Genomic DNA, 17,007 nt, shown 5'->3' on the forward strand with positions numbered 1-17,007 from the left:
CCTACACGGGGAGTTATGTTCCGCGCAACTGTCGTTGATCAAGGTGCGCCGTACCTGCTCGGTGGCGGCGCGTCCCATCCAAGCGCGTTGTAGACGCGGAAGGTCAAGGCACCCACGTATTCGTGCAAGGCCGCTTCGGTCAGCGCCACGTTCCAGCCGTTAGGGAACCATGTCAGCCGTGCATCCGCGTAATCCGCACGTACCGGTACGGCGTCGATGCCGAAATGCGTAAAGAACATTCGCGCACGGCGCATATGCACCGCCGCCGTTACCAGCACCACGCGCTGCGGCGCATAGGCTTTCAACATCGGTTGCACGAACTGCGCATTCTGCCAGGTGTTCATGCTGCGCGTTTCCAGCATGAGGTCCGCACGATCTAGGCCCATACCAAGCAAAACGTCACCATAGGCAGCCGCTTCCGACCTACCGTTGCGAAACGCATCGCCGCCGCTGACGATCACCTTGCAATTACCACCGCTTTGCTTGCATTGGCGGTAGAGCGTGTAGCTCTCCACGAGCCGATTTCCCGCAAAGACTGTAGGAACCACCTCACCCGTGGCCGCGACGCGTGATGTGCCGACACCCAGCACCACAATCGCGTTGCGCGATGCCCAAGTGATCGTCGGCCGGGTCGCATAGGATGCCTGCAGATGCGTCAGCAGCCATGCCGGCAAGGGTCCGCAGCCGCTTGCCACGAAGAGCACGACGGCCAGTGCGTAAAACATCCACGCAGCACCGCGCCGGCGCAAGCGATTTGCCGACACACCCAACAGGCAAAGCACAAACAGCAGCAAGAGCATGGATATCCATCCTGATTCAGAACAAACAGCGTAACGCAAGTCACCGTGTGACCGAGGGCCGCCATTGCCCTACCCTGCACACCATGACACCCCTGCTGCATACCCTGGTTGCCGCATTTGCGCACAGCGAAGAGATCCGCAAAAGCCGCTTTCTCGCCCAAGCCTCCCCCGTGACGTCGCCACAGCAGGCGCTAAGTTACGTGCAGGCCGCCAGCGATGCCGCGGCCACGCACAATTGCTGGGCCTATCGCATCGGCCAGGATTATCGCTTCAACGATGATGGTGAACCCGGTGGCACAGCCGGTCGCCCTATCCTGCAGGCCATCGAGAGCCAGGGCATCGACCGGGTCGTCGTGGTGGTCACCCGCTGGTATGGCGGCATCAAGCTCGGTGCGGGCGGCCTGGCACGTGCCTACGGCGGCACCGCGGCCGAATGCCTTCGCCTTGCCGAACGCATGCCCATTATCGCCATGGTGCGACTGGGGCTGCATTGCGATTTCGGCGAACTGCCACGCATGAAGTCCCGACTCAAGGACATGGGCGCCGAGATCGAGCAGGAGCAGTTCGACGCAGCAGGCGTTACGCTGCATCTGCGCCTGCCGGCAGACCGGGTGAACGATGCCAGGATCCTTATCGTGGACATCAGCCGCGGACGTAGCGAGGCATACGCGCTGGAAGGGTGATGGGCGGCCGGCACCGCACACTGCAGCCGTCATTGAATCGATCCGCCAAACCCCCAACTCACAACCCATACCCGCCCCCGCGAGCCCTCATGAGTACGATTCCCGCGAATGACCCCAAGCCGCGTCGACAGATCGGCTCGCTGAAGCGGCTGTGGCCGTTCGTGAAACCGCACCGCAAGCTGGCGGCGGGGTGGCTGATATTCCTGGCCATTTCCTCCAGCGCCACATTGGTACTGCCCACTGCCGTGCGGCACATGATCGACCATGGCTTTCGCAATTCCAGCACTGCGGCGATCAACGGCAGTTTCCTTGCCCTGTTTGCGGTGGCGCTGGTCATGGCCTTCGCGACGGCTGCGCGGTTCTATTGCATCTCGCTGCTGGGCGAGCGCACGCTGGCGGCACTGCGCGCCAAGCTGTATGAACATGTCATTCGCCTGGACGTCAGCTTTTTCGAACGCAATCGCGTGGGCGAATTGATCTCACGGCTCGGCACCGATACCGAAGTGGTGCAGGCCTTGGTGGGCTCGGGCATCTCCGTCGCCTTGCGCAGCGCGGTAATGCTGGTGGGCGCAACCGTGGCGATGATCTGGACCAGCCCGCGTCTGGCCGGACTCACGGCGCTGGTGATCCCTGCCGTGGTGCTGCCGATCCTGATTTTCGGGCGCCGCGTGCAAAAGCTTTCGCGTGCCAGCCAGGACCGCCTTGCCGATGCGGCAGCCATCGCCAACGAAACGCTCAACGCCGCGCAAGCCGTCAAAGCCTATGCGCGCGAAGGCATCGAAAGCGATCGCTACGGTGATGCGATTGCACGCGCTCTGGCTACGGCGCGGCGACGTATCGGCACGCGCACGTTTCTTACCGCGGCGGTGATCGTGCTGTTTTTCGGTGCGATTACGCTGGTGCTGTGGGTGGGCGCGCGCGATGTGCTGGCCGGCACCTTGGATGCCGGTGTGCTGGCACAGTTCGTCGTGTACGCCATGCTGTCCGGCGGTTCGATGATGGGTCTTTCCGATGTGTGGGGCGACGTGTTGCGCGCCGCTGGCGCCATGGAACGCATCGGCGAACTGTTCAACGAAGAGGCGACCATCGCCGACCCGATCCATCCGCAGGCCCTGCCCCAGCCGATACGCGGCGCACTGCATTTCGACGATGTGCAGTTCCACTATCCATCGCGGCCGGACGCGCCGGCCCTGCATGATTTCAACCTGGACATCCGTCCTGGCGAAACGGTGGCGTTGGTCGGTCCCTCGGGTGCGGGCAAGAGCACGGTGTTTGCACTGCTGCTGCGCTTTTACGATCCGCAACGCGGCCGTATCCGTTTCGATGGCGTGGACTTGCGCGCCATGACACTGCCCGAACTACGCGGCGCCATTGCGCTGGTACCTCAGGAAACCGTGATCTTCGGGGGCACCGCGGCCGACAACATCCGGTTCGGCCGGCAGGACGCCAGCGACGAGGAAGTACGTCTGGCCGCCCGTGCCGCGGAAGCCAACGACTTTATCCAGATGCTGCAGGACGGTTATGGCGCGGAGCTGGGTGAGCGTGGCGTGCGCTTGTCGGGTGGTCAGCGCCAGCGCATCGCCATTGCGCGCGCGATCCTACGCAACGCGCCGCTACTGTTGCTGGACGAAGCAACCTCCTCGCTGGACGCGCAATCGGAGGCCGCCATCCAGCAGGCGCTGGAGCGCCTGGAAAAAGGCCGTACCACACTGGTGATTGCCCACCGCCTCGCAACGGTGCAGCGTGCCGATCGCATCGTGGTGATGGATGGCGGCCGGATCGTCGCCCAAGGTACTCACGAAAGCCTGCTGGCCGAAGGCGGCCTTTACGCCGAGCTTGCGCGCTTGCAGTTCGTCGCGTGAGGCCGCGCGGTCTGGGCGTGTTGTGCTGAGTCCGTCCAGCGGGATCACGATGCGCTTTATATCGATTTAAAAAACAAAGCACACGTTTTCCGACAGCGCATTCCGCAAGCAGTCGATCCCCAAAAGAGAAAGCCTTGCACGAGGCAAGGCTTTCTTTAAGCACTACATGATTACAACGATGGACCCGATCAGCTTGCGAGTTCGACCCCGGAAGCCTGAGCACCTTTCGGGCCCTGGGTTACTTCAAACTTCACGCGCTGACCTTCCTGCAGGCTGCGGAAGCCCTTGGCATTGATAGCCGAGAAGTGGACAAACACGTCCTCCCCACCGTCCTCGGGTGCGATAAAGCCGAAACCCTTGGCATCGTTGAACCACTTGACCGTACCGAAACGCATTTGCGTGAACCTCTGAATCTAAGGACTGGATGCGCCAAGTCACTGCGAGAACCACCTCTACCCCTAGGTCCGCCGCCCCTGGCGCAGAAAGTATCTGCATGTTTTCAGGTAAAGCGCAATATGCACCTGCGATTTGGGATAACCTGATCGCTTACCTTTTGAGCAGCTCGGCAAGGATCGGGGGCACCGCCGCCGTCGCCGCGGCCAGGTGGGCGAAGATCTCTTCGATGCTGATTTCAGCCTCATCCCCGCAACCGGCTGCAAAGTTGGCGACCAGAGCGAGGCATGCGTAACCGATTTCGAGCTCGCGCGCCAAAGCCGCCTCCGGCATGCCGGTCATACCCACCAGATCGCAGCCATCGCGCTTCATGCGCGCGATCTCCGCCCGGGTTTCCAGACGCGGTCCTTGGGTGGCGCCGTAGCACCCGCCATCGATCACCGCGATACCGGCTTGCGTGGCCGCATCGATCAGGGCCATGCGCAACGACGCCGTGTAGGGCTCGCTGAAATCGATGTGCCTGACCTCGGCACCTTCCACATCGCAGAAGCTCGTGTAGCGGCCATGGGTGTAATCGATGACCTGGTCCGGCACGACGATGGTGCGCGGCCCCATGTCATGGCGAATGCCACCGACCGCGTTCACGCCGATCACCGTGCGCGCGCCCAGATGATGGAGTGCCCAGAGGTTTGCGCGGTAGTTGACGCGATGCGGCGGCAACGTGTGGCTTTCGCCATGGCGCGCAAGAAAAGCAATACGACGGCCAGCGAAATCACCGACAACTACATCGCCGGAGGCCTGCCCGAACGGTGTGTCGACGCGCTGGCGCGTGGCATTTTCCAGGCCGGGAAAGCGGTAAAGCCCACTGCCGCCGATCACGGCAAGATCGATGGTTTGCGACATTTCAAACATTCCTATCTCAGTTGACTGAGGTGTGAGGCATGTACTCGACTACGCGCCACCCATGCGTGCGCACTAGTCTTTCAGTGCGTAGATGGCAGGCAGATTACGACCCTGCTCGTAATAATCCATGCCGTAGCCGAAGACATAACGGTCGGGAAGGTCCACCCCGTTGAAATCGCTCTGGATGCCTTGGACACAACGGTCATGCACCTTGCGACACAGCGTCGCAATGAGGACGCGCCGCGCGCCACGACGCAGGCAATCGTCGCGCACGGCCTTGAGGGTGTGTCCCTCGTCGAGGATGTCATCCACCAGCAGCACGGTTCGGTTTGTTAGCGATACCACCGGCTCGCGCAGCCAGCGCAAATCGTTGCCGGTGGTGGCGCCGCGGTAGCGGGTGGCGTGCACGTAGTCGAACTCGAGATCGGTGCGTATCGATAACGCGAGCTGGCCGCCGAACATCAGCGCACCATTCATCACGGTGAGAAATACCGCACGCTCCCCATCGAGCGCGGCATCGATAGCGCGACCGATATCGGCGATGACGGCGTCAAGCGTTTCGCGCGTGACCAGGATGTCTGAGCGGGTGAGCGCTTCGACCAAAGAGGGAATCGCAGGGTTTGTGCTCATGGAAAGGCCTTTAGCTGTCCAATGCAGTGACGCGCGCGACGAAATGATCACGCTGCGGATTATCGAGCAGGCTGGCCCAGGTCGAGCCGATGGCGCCCCGTAAGGCGGCCACACGTTGCATGCTGGCCTGGGCCGGCGCAGGTATCGCGGCAATCGCCTCTTCCACGACATCCGGGAAACAGGCCAGCACCAGGTCGCAACCTGCCTGAAGATGACCTTGCACACGCTGTGCGACATTCCCCGCCGAACCGGCGGCGGCCATGCTGATGTCGTCGCTGATCACCGCGCCTTGAAAGCCAAGCTCGCCACGCAGGATGTCGCCAATCCAGCGCCGCGAATAACCGGCCGGCTGGTCATCCACCGCCGGATAGACCACGTGCGCCATCATCACGGCTTCGGCGTGCGCCAGAAAGCCTTCCACGAACGGCCGCAGGTCGTTCTGACGGATGTCATCCAGCGCGCGCGGATCGATCGCCTGCGCCTTGTGCGTATCGGCCGCCACGGAACCGTGACCGGGGAAATGCTTGAGTACAGCGGCCATCCCGCCGAGGTGAATGCCACGCACATACGCGTGGCTGAGTTCAGCACAGATGTCCGGATCGGCGTGAAACGCGCGCGTGCCGATGGCGGCGTTACCGCGCGCAAGATCGGCCACCGGTGCGAAACTGAAATCGATACCGCTGGCACGTAGTTCGCTTGCCATCACCCATGCGTGCTCTTCGGCCAATGCGATTGCCTCGGCGGGATCGCGGTTGTAGATCGCACCGATTTTTGCCAGTGCCGGCAAGCGGGTGAAGTCCTGGCGGAAGCGCTGCACGGGGCCGCCTTCCTGATCGACAGCAATTAAACAGGCGTCGCCCGCTACCTCACGAATGGATTCCACCAGCGCGATGAGCTGCGCTCGGTGGCTGTAGTTGCGCGAGAACAAAATCACACCCGCCACACCGGGCGCGGTGAGCCAGGCATGCTCGTGCGGCAACAAGTGAGTGCCAGTGAGGCCGATCAGCAACATCAGGTGCGGTCCCCTTGCAGCGTCTGTACATCGATGGCGTTGCGCTCATCCTCGCCCCAGTCGGCGAAGGGGCGCTCAATCAGGTTGACGTTGTAGTAGCGCGCCAGGCTGCTGACTTCGCGCCCCAGCCACGCGGGACGCGGAAACGATGCATGCACATCCGGCAGTTCGATTTCCGCAACGATCAGGCCGCTGTTCGTACCGAGAAATTCATCGATTTCGAATAGCCAGCCTTCGATTTCGACATGGTGCCGATTTTTTTCAAGCACACCGTTGCACAAGGTCTCGACCATGGATTGCCCATCGGTAAGCGACAGAGGCAGTTCGTACTCGGCGCGTGCTACACCCAGTTCTACCGACTTGATGTTGAGCCACGCATCATCGCCGCTGATGCGCACACGCACCGACGCACGCGCGGTACCGTCGCGTAAAGCGCGTACATCGACCAAGTAACCTTGCGCGATATGCCTGGTGGATGTCACCGCACCGCGCCAATCGTCGTTGGCGAGAAGAAACTTGCGTTCGATTTCGATACCCATCGGGCCATCTTACCTGCGTTCGAACAGGGCGATGGATTCCACGTGGGCGGTGTGCGGGAACATGTCCATCACGCCAGCAGCCTTCAATCGAAAGCCATGCTGGTTGACAAGTATGCCCGCATCGCGCGCCAGCGACGCCGGATGGCAAGACACGTAAACGATACGCCCGGTTTCCCTGTGCGGAAGATATTCCAGAACCTTGTCGGCGCCGGCGCGCGGCGGATCCAGCAACAGTTTGTCCCAGGGCTTGCGCGCCCAATCGGTGCCACGCTGATCTTCGAAAAGATTCGCTACATGAAAATGCACGTTGATCAATCCATTACGCGTGGCGTTCTCGCCTGCGCGCGCGACCAGCCCGTGCTCACCTTCGATGCCGGTGACGTCAGCCACGCGACGCGCCAACGGCAAGGTGAAATTGCCCAGGCCGCAGAACAGGTCCAACACGCGATCGTGCGGTTGCGGATCGAGCAGTTCGAGCGTGCGCAGCATCATGCGTCGATTCATGCCCGCATTGACCTGCACGAAATCGAGCGGCTGAAATTCGAGTTCCACATCGTCCACGCCCTCGCCCGCGGGAACACGGAATGCCAGGCGCGGATGTTCCGGCCACAGCGGATGCACACTGCTGATACCGCCGGGCTGCAGATAAATGGCAAAACCATGCTCCTGGGCGAATGCGATCAGCTTTGCGCGATCGCCATCGCTCAACGGCTTCAGATGCCGAACGACCAGCGCAATCGTGTCATCGCCAGCCGCAAACTCGATCTGCGCAATATCAGCTGCGGCATCCATGCTACCGATAAGTTCGGCGAGCAGACCGATCTTCGGACCGAGCGCGGGATGCACGACGTCGCAATGCGCAATGTCCGCCACGAAGCGCGGATTGTTTTCCTCGCGAAAACCCACCAGCACGCGGCCTTTCTTCGCGACCGCGCGCACTGACAGGCGCCCTTTGCGGCGATAGCCCCAAGCCTCATCCGTTAGCGGCGGCAGCCAGTTTTCCGGCTCCACTTTTCCTATGCGTGCGAAGTTGTCCACCAGCACGCGCTGCTTGGCCTGGATTTGCGCGGCGGCGTCCAGATGCTGCAACGAACATCCGCCGCATTGCCCGAAATGGCTGCAACGCGGTTCCACGCGATGCGGGGAACGCGTAACGATCTCAACCGCCTCGGCCTCGTCAAAGTTGCGGTGGCGCTTGCGTATACGCAGACGCACCTGCTCGCCGAGCAACGCGCCGCTGACGAACACAGTCTTGCCATCAATGCGGGCCACGCCCCGGCCGTCGTGGCTGAGATCGGTAATGGAGGCTTCAAAATCGTTCATCGGCACTCTTGGAGAAATAGAACGCTCGGATCGCATGCGACCCGGGCCAACGATGCATAAGGGAGCACTCGGGTCCGGCGACCCCCGGCTAGCCATCCATAATACCAGCGGCGGCAGCCACCCTTAGCGCTCCGCCACCGTCCCCTGCGCAGCGGTCTTCAGGCGATGAACCAGCACCGGCCAATCGATCCGGCTCTGGGTGCCGGTCACGTGCATGTAGGGCAAGCCGCTGCCCTCCACGATCGAGTAACCGCTGGCGTCGCTGTCCAGCCCGCTGAGCGTGCATACACCATCCTGCAGGCTGGCGTTGATACCCATGCGCTTGTAACTGGCGGACTTGAACAGCTTCATCATGGCGCTCTGCAGACCGCTGGCGGGGTTGCCACCGGTGATGATCGAAAGGTTATTGGCCGCCCGCAGGCTGATATGCCCCCCGTTCTGCGCAAGCAGGGACGCCTTGAATGCCACCGCGCTGCCGCCCGTGAGCTCGAGCGCGTCGATGGTGCCGTCCAGGCGCCCTGTGATGGCGCCGAAGTTGAAGGTATCGGCCAGCGGCGCAAGGTCGATCTGCCGTAGCGTCACATCGGCGCCCATCATCGGGCTGCTGCTGAGGGGCCCACGCAGCGTAAGGCGATCGAGCACGGCCGTGCCGCCGAACGCGTTGATGGTCAGATCGCCATCCAGCGCATAGCGGTCACCAGTCCATTGCAGCGCTGAAATGGCGCCGTTCAAGGTGCCGGGGAAAGGCAGCCAGCCGAGCGCCTGGTTGAGCGCGGCCATGTCGATGCCACCCGCCGTCGCCGCAACGTCCAGGCGCGTTGCCTTCGGCGCTGCCGGCCGCCAGTCCATTTTCGTGAATCGTACCTGCCCTTTCCACAAACCCACGGCAAGCGGGGATTGCAGGCTCAAGGTGCCCCCATGGCTTCGCCAGTGCGATTGCGCGGCACCCATCGTGATCTGGCGCATGATCAGCTGATTCCAGGCCAGGGTGGTGGCTGGTTTCTCGCTTTGGGCCGACCAGTCGAGCTCACCATGCAATCCGCTGGCCTTCAGTTGTCCGGTGCTGTCGGCAACATCCAGCCCATCGGTGTGCATATCGAAGCTGCGCACGTTCTCGGCGGTGTAATCGACGTGCCCATCCAACTCGCCGGTGATGACAAGGTTCGGTGCGGCCAGATCGTCCATCCATGGCTGTCCATAGCGGTCATAGGCGGCAGGGAAACGCGCCTGGAAATGATCGAGCCGCAGTTTCTGCATGGTGCCCTTGGCGTCGATGGCCAGGGCGCCATCCAGTGCGAGCGCGTCGGCATCATCCATGTGCAGGTGGCTGATGGAAAGGCCGCCATGCTCAGTGCTGGCATCGAAATCGACCGCCACCTCGTGCGCGGGGAACTTGGCCAATACCGGACCCAGTTGCAACTCGCCACCACGTAGGCCGCCATTCAAGGTCAGCTGCGCGGGGTGCGCGTTGGCATCAAGCGAAAAACGGGCGTGACCGTCCAGCCCTTGCCCAGCAACATTACCCGCGGACGTGGCGTATTTGATGTCGGCGAAGGTGATGTCACCGGATGACTGGAAGCCTTGATCCGTGGCATCCAGTGCAAGCTCCGCGTCGAGCTTTCCATTGCTGATGCGCCCTGCCCACACGGTGCCGAGCAAGCCTTGCAGCCAGCCAGCAGGCAGGTTGCGCAGATTGATCTGGGCGTGCGTGGGCTGATCGAGCGGGAACGCCGTCTCGATGCTGGCCGCGCCCTGGCTGGCATTGACCTCCAGCGTATTGGCAGCATCGTCCACGATCATGTCGACGGCCGCATTGCTCAAGGCGCCACCTGGCGTGCCGCTGAGCTGTGCGGTGCCGTCGAACAGCCAGCGCATCTGCGCGTCGCGATGCAGGCTGCCGTCAAGGGCGACAGCGATTTTCCGCCAGCCAAGCGCCGGAATATCCGCCTTGCCCGCGTGCAAGCTGATCCGCACGGTATCGGGCGTGGCGCCAGGAGCCAGTTGAGCCCTCACGTCCTGCAGGCTGGCACCGGGCATGTCGATGCGTTTGGCCGTAACTACCGTATCGGCCCACGCGGGAACTGCCCACAGCAAGGTGCAGAAGGCGCAAAGAACGAACTGGCGGCTGAACGAAAACATGGATGGAGCATTCTGCCAAACTAAGCTGAACGATACGGACACAAGCCATGCCGTACCCCTCAAATGTCTCGCCTGGCCCGCATTTCTCGTCCCCCTTCTTAGGCGGGCGTCCAGAAGCCGGCCTGATGGGCGATGCGGACCGAGGGCCTGCGGATCGTCGGTCAAAGCACGAAGGAGCGTGAGAAATGGGGACTAGCCAGCCTTATGTCCTGGTTGCCGATGACGATGCGCCCACGCGCTGTTTCCTGGGCGACGCCCTCCGCCAATTCGGGGCACGGGTGGCGCTGGCCTCTGGCGGGCAAGAAGCGCTGGGGCTGGCGCGCGCTGAAACCTTCGACCTGCTGGTGTTGGACTGCCGGATGCCCGATGCCGGCGCCGTGGAGGTACTGACGGCCCTGCGTAGCGACTCGCATGCGCGTTCGCTATCCAGCCCGGCGATCGCCAGCAGTGCGGAACTGAACACTGATGAGCAGCAGGCGTTGCTGGCGACCGGCTTCCACGCCGTGCTGCTCAAACCGTGCACGCTCAAGGATCTTCAGAACGTACTAGCGCTGGCCGCCACCGATCGCGACACCCTGCCCGTGCTGGATGATGGTCTTGCCGTGCATACCAGCGGTACGCCGGCCGTGGTCCAGGCGTTGCGCACTCTCTTCAAGCAGGAATTGGTGAATCTGTGCCAGGAGCTCGAGGCGCTAAGCACCGATCCCAAGGCGCTGGAAGCGCGTTTGCATAAATTGCGCTCATCGTGCGGCTTCTGCGGCGCAGCGTCGCTATCGGAACATATTGCATCGCTCCAGCGGCATGTGAAGCTGGCTCATCGCGGAGTGATGCTGCCCCTGGCGGAGTTCCGTCGCTCCGTCGTGCAAACCATCCAAGCCCTGGACGTTTCATAGCGGCGCGAGAGATCAGCGCCGCGTGAGCGTACCGCGCAATACTCGCCACGCACGCAACTCGACACCGCCCAAGTGGAAGCGGATCACCTCGCGCATCATTTTGCGCAGGGCATGCAGCCCTTGCGCATCAGGCATGTGGTCTTGGTGCAGTGACATCAGATCATCGCCGCGCACCGCATGCGATTCGTTGGCGCCACACCGCACTGGCCCGTGCTCTGCGCGATACGCATAGAGATTATCGGCTTGCAATGGATCGCCGGTATTGGCCTCGAACTCCAACTGCAGCGCGTAGCCGAGTGCGGTCAAGAGATCGCGTTCGAAACGTCGCAGATGCCACGCCAGCGTTTCACCTGTCGCCAGACGTGCAAGCGTTTGCGCATATGCGTGATACAGCTGCGGATAGGGATCCTGCCGCTCGGTGAGCCTTACTACCAGTTCGTTGATGTACAGACCGGACAGCGCCGCGTCGCCCAGCAAGCGAAATGGCGCAGCGGAGAGTTCAGCATTGCGCAACGTCGCCAGTTCGCCGCGCCATTGCAGGTCCAGTGTCAGCGGTTGAAAGGGTTCCAACTGCGAACGCTGCAAACGGCCACGCTGACTGCGCACCCCGCGCGCAATCACGCCAATACGGCCTTGATCGCGCGTCAGGCATTCGAGCAATAGCGACGTTTCCCGATAGGGGCGCACATGCAATACGTAGGCGGGCTGTTGCTCGATGAGCATGGCGAACCCTCAGCCACCGCGATCAATCGGTATAACCGAACTGTTTCAGCATGGCATCGTCGTCGGCCCAGCCTTCGCGTACCTTCACCCACAGGCGCAGGAAGACCTTGCGCTCGAACATGCGCTCCATGTGACGGCGGGCTGCGGTGCCGACGGCTTTCAATTGCTCGCCGCCCTGGCCGATGACGATGGCCTTCTGACCATCGCGCTCGACCCATATCACTGCATGGATTTCCGCAACGCCATCAGGTCGATCCTTGAACTGCTCAATCTCCACCGTGGTGGCGTACGGCAGCTCCTGGTTGAGGCGCAGCATCAATTGTTCGCGCACCATTTCCGCAGCGAGAAATCGTTCGCTGCGATCGGTGATTTCGTCTTCGCCAAAAACCGGTGCGCGTACCGGCAGACGCGTGAGGATGTCCTGCGTGAGTGCATCCAGGCCTTTATCTTTTAACGCGCTGATGTAATGCACGGCGTCGAAACTGTGCTTTTCGCACAATTCCGCCACGAAGGGTAGCAACACCGTTTTGTCCTTGCTGAGGTCGACTTTGTTGATCGCCAGCAGGCGCGGAATGCTTTGCTCGGCCAGTACTTCATAGAGCGCTTCGTCTTCGTCCGTCCAGCGCCCGGCTTCGATGACCTGCACGGCAAGCTCTACTTCGCTGAGCGCAGAGTGCACAGCGCGATTGAGGCTGCGATTCATCGCTCGCTTGGCGCCACGATGCAAACCCGGCGTGTCGACATAGAGGATCTGTCCTGCATCGTTGGTGGCAATACCGAGGATGCGGTGGCGAGTGGTCTGCGGCCGTGGGCTGACGATGGACAGCCGGAGGCCGATCAGCGCATTGAGCAGGGTCGACTTGCCGACGTTGGGGCGGCCGGCCAGCGCCACGAATCCGCAGCGGAAATCAGGGTGCGGAAGCTCGTTTTCGACGCTTTCGTCGGGTTCGTCTTGCATGTGCGCAAACACTCTTTCGATGGATGGGTATAAGCATGGCGCTGTGCGCGCGCCAGCGCCACTGGCAGACACACGCATTACGCAAAGGGTGAGTTTGATGGCCGGGCGGCTGCCGCCCGCGTCAATGCCCTTCCTGGGCAACCGCCAGGCGGGTCAGGACCAGCTCAGCAGCATCCTGTTCAGCAAGCCGGCGGCTGCTGCCGCGCCCCGAGGCCGTCACGGATACTGGCTCGCCGATCATGCAACTCACTTCGAACGTGCGTGCATGCTCCTCGCCTTCGGTGGCCACCAGGTCGTACTGGGGCAACGGCCAGCCTTGTGCCTGCAGCCATTCCTGCAATCGCGTCTTGGCGTCCTTGGAGGAACGCGGCAACGCGGCGACGCGATCGGCGAACAAGGTGCGCACTGTCTGCCTGCAGGCGTCGAAGCCGCCATCCAGATAAACCGCCGCCACCAGCGCCTCGAATGCGTCGGCCAGGATGGAGTCGCGCCGAAAACCGCCACTCTTGAGTTCGCCGGAACCCAGTTTCAATTGTTCACCCAGTTCAAGCTCGCGCGCCATGGAGGCCAGCGCCTGACCGTTCACCAACTGCGCGCGCAGCCGCGACATTTCCCCTTCGGTCGCTTTGGGATGCGTTTCGTACAGCATCTCTGCCACGATCGCGCCGAGCAATGCATCGCCCAGAAACTCCATGCGCTCATTGTTGGGCTTGCCGGCGCTGCGATGAGTCAGGGCAAGCGCGGCAAGCGAGGGATCGCGAAACGAATAAGTCAGAACCACAGGTGATCTTTAATTTGGCGCGGCGATGTTGCCCTGTATGGGAACGGCCTTCTGGAAGTGAATCAGGAAATCAATGTTATAGATGAACGGAATGTCTTTGTCGTAGCTGACGCGAAGCTCCGTACCTTGTGCACCCTGGCCGATTGAAATGTCGCTGGGTTGAACCGTATCGTCGCCTACGTATTGGTATTCCATCCTTTTAAACAGGTCGCGACGAATCTCTTCCGGCGCTTTGCCATCGAAGCTCTCGCTGGTCATCTCGCCCATGGCCTTCTGCACGCCCATGAACTCCGTATAGGCTGGCACCAGCTTCATGGCCATGTACGCGAAAAAGCCGGCGACCATCAGCACAATGATGAAGGACATCAACGTAATGCCCGTCTGTTTCGATTTCATCGTCCCCTCGCTATGCCGCCGACGCGGCCCCTGTTCCGACATCAAACTCGACACGCGTACTTTGCCCGGTCCGGGCGGACGTCGCCAGCGACAGAGTCACGTTCCGTGCCGGCCATGCCCATGGATCAATGGATGACGGAGCCGATGCGGTGGAAATCCACCCCACCGGTGCCCCAACCCTTCCAGCTGAACCAGATCATGAACGCCTTACCGACCAGGTTCTGCTCTGGCAGGCAGCCCCACCAGCGGCTATCTTCACTGTTTTCGCGGTCGTCGCCCATCACGATGTAGCAGTTAGGGGGTACCACGGAAGGCACGCGGTTGTTGGGAATAGGTGGCGTAGGGCCCCGTGAAGGCATCCGCGCAATCAAATGGTTGACCGAGCCGAGCTGCTCGCTCCAGATGCTGGCGTTGTAGTAGAGCAGTTCGTTGTCTTCGGGACGAGCCGGGTTGCCCTTGAACGGCCCGATCAGCGTATCGACCACCGGTTTGCCATTGATGAAAATCTGGCTGTCACGCACTTCGATGGTGTCGCCGGGCAAGCCGACGATGCGCTTGATCCAGTTCTGGCCGGGAATCGATGCATTCGGGTCGGCACAGGTGACGTCACCGCTGCGCACGATCTTGCCGCTATCGTCCTGACAGAGGAACCCAGGGAAGCGGAACACCACCACATCGCCACGCTTGGGCTCACCAAGGCTCACAAACTTGTTGTTGAAGGCCGGAAGACGCAGCCCATAGGCGAACTTGTTGACCAGGATGAAATCACCGACATCGAGTGTGGGCATCATCGAGCCGGAAGGAATGCGAAACGGTTCGGCCACGAAGGAGCGCAGCAGCAGCACCACGAAGATCACCGGAAACAGCGAACGAGCCCAGTCCACCGCCGCCGGATCGCGGTATTCCTCGCCAGCCTCTTCAAAGTGCGCCTTGCGCTTCTTATACAAAAACAGGCGATCAAGGCCCCACACCACACCGAACAGTACGGTGAGGGCAAGCAGAATGGCCGAAAAATCGAAATCCATGCATTGGCTCCGCTATTTGTCCACTTTAAGCACGGCGAGGAAGGCTTCCTGCGGAATCTCCACCCTACCGACCTGCTTCATGCGTTTCTTGCCTTCCTTCTGCTTCTCAAGAAGCTTCTTCTTTCGACTGACGTCGCCACCGTAGCATTTGGCCAGAACATTCTTGCGCAGGGCCTTCACCGTGGAGCGCGCGATGACTTGCGCGCCAACGGCCGCCTGGATCGCCACGTCGAATTGCTGACGAGGGATCAGGTCCTTCATGCGCTCCACCAACTCGCGGCCACGTCGGTCGGCTTGGCCGCGATGCACGATAAGGCTGAGTGCATCGACGCGGTCGCCGTTGATGAGCACATCCACACGCACGAACGGACCGGCGTCGAAGCGCTCCAGGTGGTAATCCATGGACGCGTAGCCGCGCGACACGGATTTAAGCTTGTCGAAGAAATCCAGCACTACTTCGGCGAGCGGCAGCTCATAACTGATCTGCACTTGCGTTGCCAAGTATTGGATGGAGCGCTGCACACCGCGCTTTTCTTCGCACAGGGTGATGATGTTGCCGATGTAATCGGGCGGCGTAAGGATGCTTGCGACGATCACCGGCTCACGGATTTCCTCGATCTGCGTGACCGGTGGCAGGCGCGCGGGATTATCCAGCTGCATCACCGTCCCATCGCTTTTAAGAATCTCATACACCACCGTGGGTGCGGTGGTGATGAGGTTCAGATCGTATTCGCGCTCCAGGCGCTCCTGCACGATTTCCATGTGCAACATGCCGAGGAAGCCGCAGCGGAAACCAAAGCCCATGGCTTCGGAGCTCTCCGGCTCGAAGAATAACGCAGCATCGTTGAGGCGCAACTTGTCCAGCGCTTCACGCAGCGCTGGAAAATCATCAGCCGAAACCGGAAACAAACCGGCGAATACGCGCGGCTGCATGGTTTGGAAACCGGGCAGCGGATGCGGCGCGGGCTTGCCGGCGAGAGTGAGCGTGTCGCCCACCGGAGCTCCATGAACGTCTTTGATCGACGCAGTGATCCAACCCACTTCACCGGCGGAAAGCTTTTCGAGCTTCTTGCGCTTGGGCGTGAAGACACCCACTTCGCTCACTTCATGCGTGCGGCCAGTAGACATGACCAGCAGTTTGTCGCCCGGCTTGATCTCACCTTGCATGACGCGCACCAGCGACACCACGCCCAGGTAATTGTCGAACCAGGAATCGATGATCAGCGCCTGCAAGCGATCGGTGTCGCGCGGTTGGGGCGGCGGAATGCGCGCAACGATTGCCTCGAGCACCTCCACCACGTTCTGCCCCGTCTTGGCGCTGACGGCTACTGCATCGGTCGCATCGATGCCAATCACGGCCTCGATTTCGCCTTTCACCTTTTCTGGGTCAGCCGTGGGCAGATCGATCTTGTTGAGCACGGGCACCACTTCCAGCCCCTGCTCCACCGCCGTATAGCAATTGGCGACCGACTGCGCCTCCACGCCTTGGGCAGCATCTACCACCAGCAGCGCGCCTTCACAGGCGGCGAGCGAGCGGCTTACTTCATAAGAGAAGTCGACGTGCCCGGGCGTATCGATGAAATTGAGCTGATAGGTCTTTCCGTTGCGCGCCGTGTAGGGCAGCGATACGGACTGCGCCTTAATCGTGATGCCGCGCTCGCGCTCGATGGGATTGCTGTCCAGGACCTGAGCTTCCATCTCACGCTCCGCCAGGCCGCCGCAAATCTGAATGATGCGGTCGGCAAGCGTCGATTTGCCGTGATCGATGTGGGCGATGATGGAGAAATTGCGGATCAGTTCCATGGGCACGCTGTCGGCTTCACCACCCGGCGCGATGCACAGGCGGCCTATCACCGGAATGGTGATATTAGCCGCTCATTATCGCATGGATTGAGAACGCCGGCCCACGATGCTGTAGGGCACTCACCCCCATTTCCATCGGCAAGA

Annotated in this window: 17 protein-coding genes; 3 read left to right on the forward strand and 14 right to left on the reverse strand. The window is 61.6% G+C overall.

Annotated elements, in window-relative coordinates:
- Positions 1-38: 38 nt before the first annotated feature.
- Positions 39-800, reverse strand: coding sequence for a YdcF family protein (locus DWU98_RS13390; RefSeq protein ID WP_115496077.1), 762 nt, complete (start codon positions 798-800; stop codon positions 39-41).
- Between the two features lie 83 nt (positions 801-883).
- Here DWU98_RS13390 and DWU98_RS13395 point away from each other — a divergent pair, with 83 nt between their 5' ends.
- The gene (locus tag DWU98_RS13395) at positions 884-1,483 is read left to right on the forward strand and encodes an IMPACT family protein (protein WP_115496078.1); all 600 of its coding nucleotides are present in this window, start codon (positions 884-886) and stop codon (positions 1,481-1,483) included.
- Between the two features lie 89 nt (positions 1,484-1,572).
- The gene (locus DWU98_RS13400; RefSeq protein WP_115496079.1) at positions 1,573-3,345 is read left to right on the forward strand and encodes an ABC transporter transmembrane domain-containing protein; all 1,773 of its coding nucleotides are present in this window, start codon (positions 1,573-1,575) and stop codon (positions 3,343-3,345) included.
- A gap of 188 nt (positions 3,346-3,533) precedes the next feature.
- Here the strand turns inward: DWU98_RS13400 and DWU98_RS13405 are convergent, their stop codons facing one another.
- The 7 genes from DWU98_RS13405 to DWU98_RS13435 form a co-directional block, all read right to left on the reverse strand.
- Complete coding sequence (locus DWU98_RS13405; protein ID WP_115496080.1) at positions 3,534-3,740, reverse strand: cold-shock protein; 207 nt, start codon at positions 3,738-3,740, stop codon at positions 3,534-3,536.
- A gap of 151 nt (positions 3,741-3,891) precedes the next feature.
- Positions 3,892-4,641: an S-methyl-5'-thioinosine phosphorylase gene (locus DWU98_RS13410; protein WP_230474847.1), complete on the reverse strand. Its 750-nt coding sequence runs from the start codon at positions 4,639-4,641 to the stop codon at positions 3,892-3,894.
- 72 nt (positions 4,642-4,713) lie between these two features.
- Positions 4,714-5,271 (reverse strand): hypoxanthine-guanine phosphoribosyltransferase, encoded by a 558-nt coding sequence (locus tag DWU98_RS13415; RefSeq protein ID WP_115496082.1) that lies wholly within the window; start codon positions 5,269-5,271, stop codon positions 4,714-4,716.
- A gap of 10 nt (positions 5,272-5,281) precedes the next feature.
- The gene (gene nagZ / locus DWU98_RS13420; protein ID WP_115496083.1) at positions 5,282-6,283 is read right to left on the reverse strand and encodes a beta-N-acetylhexosaminidase; all 1,002 of its coding nucleotides are present in this window, start codon (positions 6,281-6,283) and stop codon (positions 5,282-5,284) included.
- Positions 6,283-6,822, reverse strand: coding sequence for a CYTH domain-containing protein (locus DWU98_RS13425; protein ID WP_115496084.1), 540 nt, complete (start codon positions 6,820-6,822; stop codon positions 6,283-6,285). Before DWU98_RS13425 ends, nagZ begins: the two co-directional genes overlap by 1 nt.
- A 9-nt stretch (positions 6,823-6,831) precedes the next feature.
- Positions 6,832-8,145: a 23S rRNA (uracil(1939)-C(5))-methyltransferase RlmD gene (gene rlmD / locus DWU98_RS13430; protein ID WP_115496085.1), complete on the reverse strand. Its 1,314-nt coding sequence runs from the start codon at positions 8,143-8,145 to the stop codon at positions 6,832-6,834.
- A 123-nt stretch (positions 8,146-8,268) separates the two neighbouring features.
- Entirely contained in the window at positions 8,269-10,284 is a 2,016-nt protein-coding gene (locus DWU98_RS13435) for an intermembrane phospholipid transport YdbH family protein (RefSeq protein ID WP_115496086.1), read from the reverse strand.
- 185 nt (positions 10,285-10,469) lie between these two features.
- Between DWU98_RS13435 and DWU98_RS13440 the strand changes: the two genes are divergently transcribed.
- Positions 10,470-11,177 carry a response regulator gene (locus tag DWU98_RS13440; protein ID WP_115496087.1) on the forward strand — a complete coding sequence of 236 codons (708 nt, stop codon included), beginning with the start codon at positions 10,470-10,472 and terminating at the stop codon, positions 11,175-11,177.
- 12 nt (positions 11,178-11,189) lie between these two features.
- Here DWU98_RS13440 and recO read toward each other — a convergent pair whose 3' ends face one another.
- From recO to lepA, 6 genes are all read right to left on the reverse strand, one after another.
- Positions 11,190-11,900, reverse strand: coding sequence for a DNA repair protein RecO (recO, locus tag DWU98_RS13445; protein ID WP_115496088.1), 711 nt, complete (start codon positions 11,898-11,900; stop codon positions 11,190-11,192).
- Positions 11,901-11,922: 22 nt separating this feature from the next.
- Positions 11,923-12,858, reverse strand: a complete 936-nt coding sequence (era, locus tag DWU98_RS13450) for a GTPase Era (RefSeq protein ID WP_115496089.1) — start codon at positions 12,856-12,858, stop codon at positions 11,923-11,925.
- Between the two features lie 121 nt (positions 12,859-12,979).
- Entirely contained in the window at positions 12,980-13,639 is a 660-nt protein-coding gene (gene rnc / locus DWU98_RS13455) for a ribonuclease III (RefSeq protein ID WP_115496090.1), read from the reverse strand.
- 9 nt (positions 13,640-13,648) lie between these two features.
- Positions 13,649-14,035, reverse strand: coding sequence for a DUF4845 domain-containing protein (locus DWU98_RS13460; RefSeq protein WP_115496091.1), 387 nt, complete (start codon positions 14,033-14,035; stop codon positions 13,649-13,651).
- A gap of 125 nt (positions 14,036-14,160) precedes the next feature.
- Positions 14,161-15,060 carry a signal peptidase I gene (lepB, locus tag DWU98_RS13465; RefSeq protein ID WP_115496092.1) on the reverse strand — a complete coding sequence of 300 codons (900 nt, stop codon included), beginning with the start codon at positions 15,058-15,060 and terminating at the stop codon, positions 14,161-14,163.
- A gap of 12 nt (positions 15,061-15,072) precedes the next feature.
- Positions 15,073-16,863, reverse strand: coding sequence for a translation elongation factor 4 (gene lepA, locus DWU98_RS13470; RefSeq protein ID WP_115496241.1), 1,791 nt, complete (start codon positions 16,861-16,863; stop codon positions 15,073-15,075).
- Positions 16,864-17,007: the final 144 nt, after the last annotated feature.

The sequence above is a fragment of the Dyella monticola genome (assembly GCF_003363155.1).
GTDB classification, from domain to species: domain Bacteria; phylum Pseudomonadota; class Gammaproteobacteria; order Xanthomonadales; family Rhodanobacteraceae; genus Dyella_B; species Dyella_B monticola.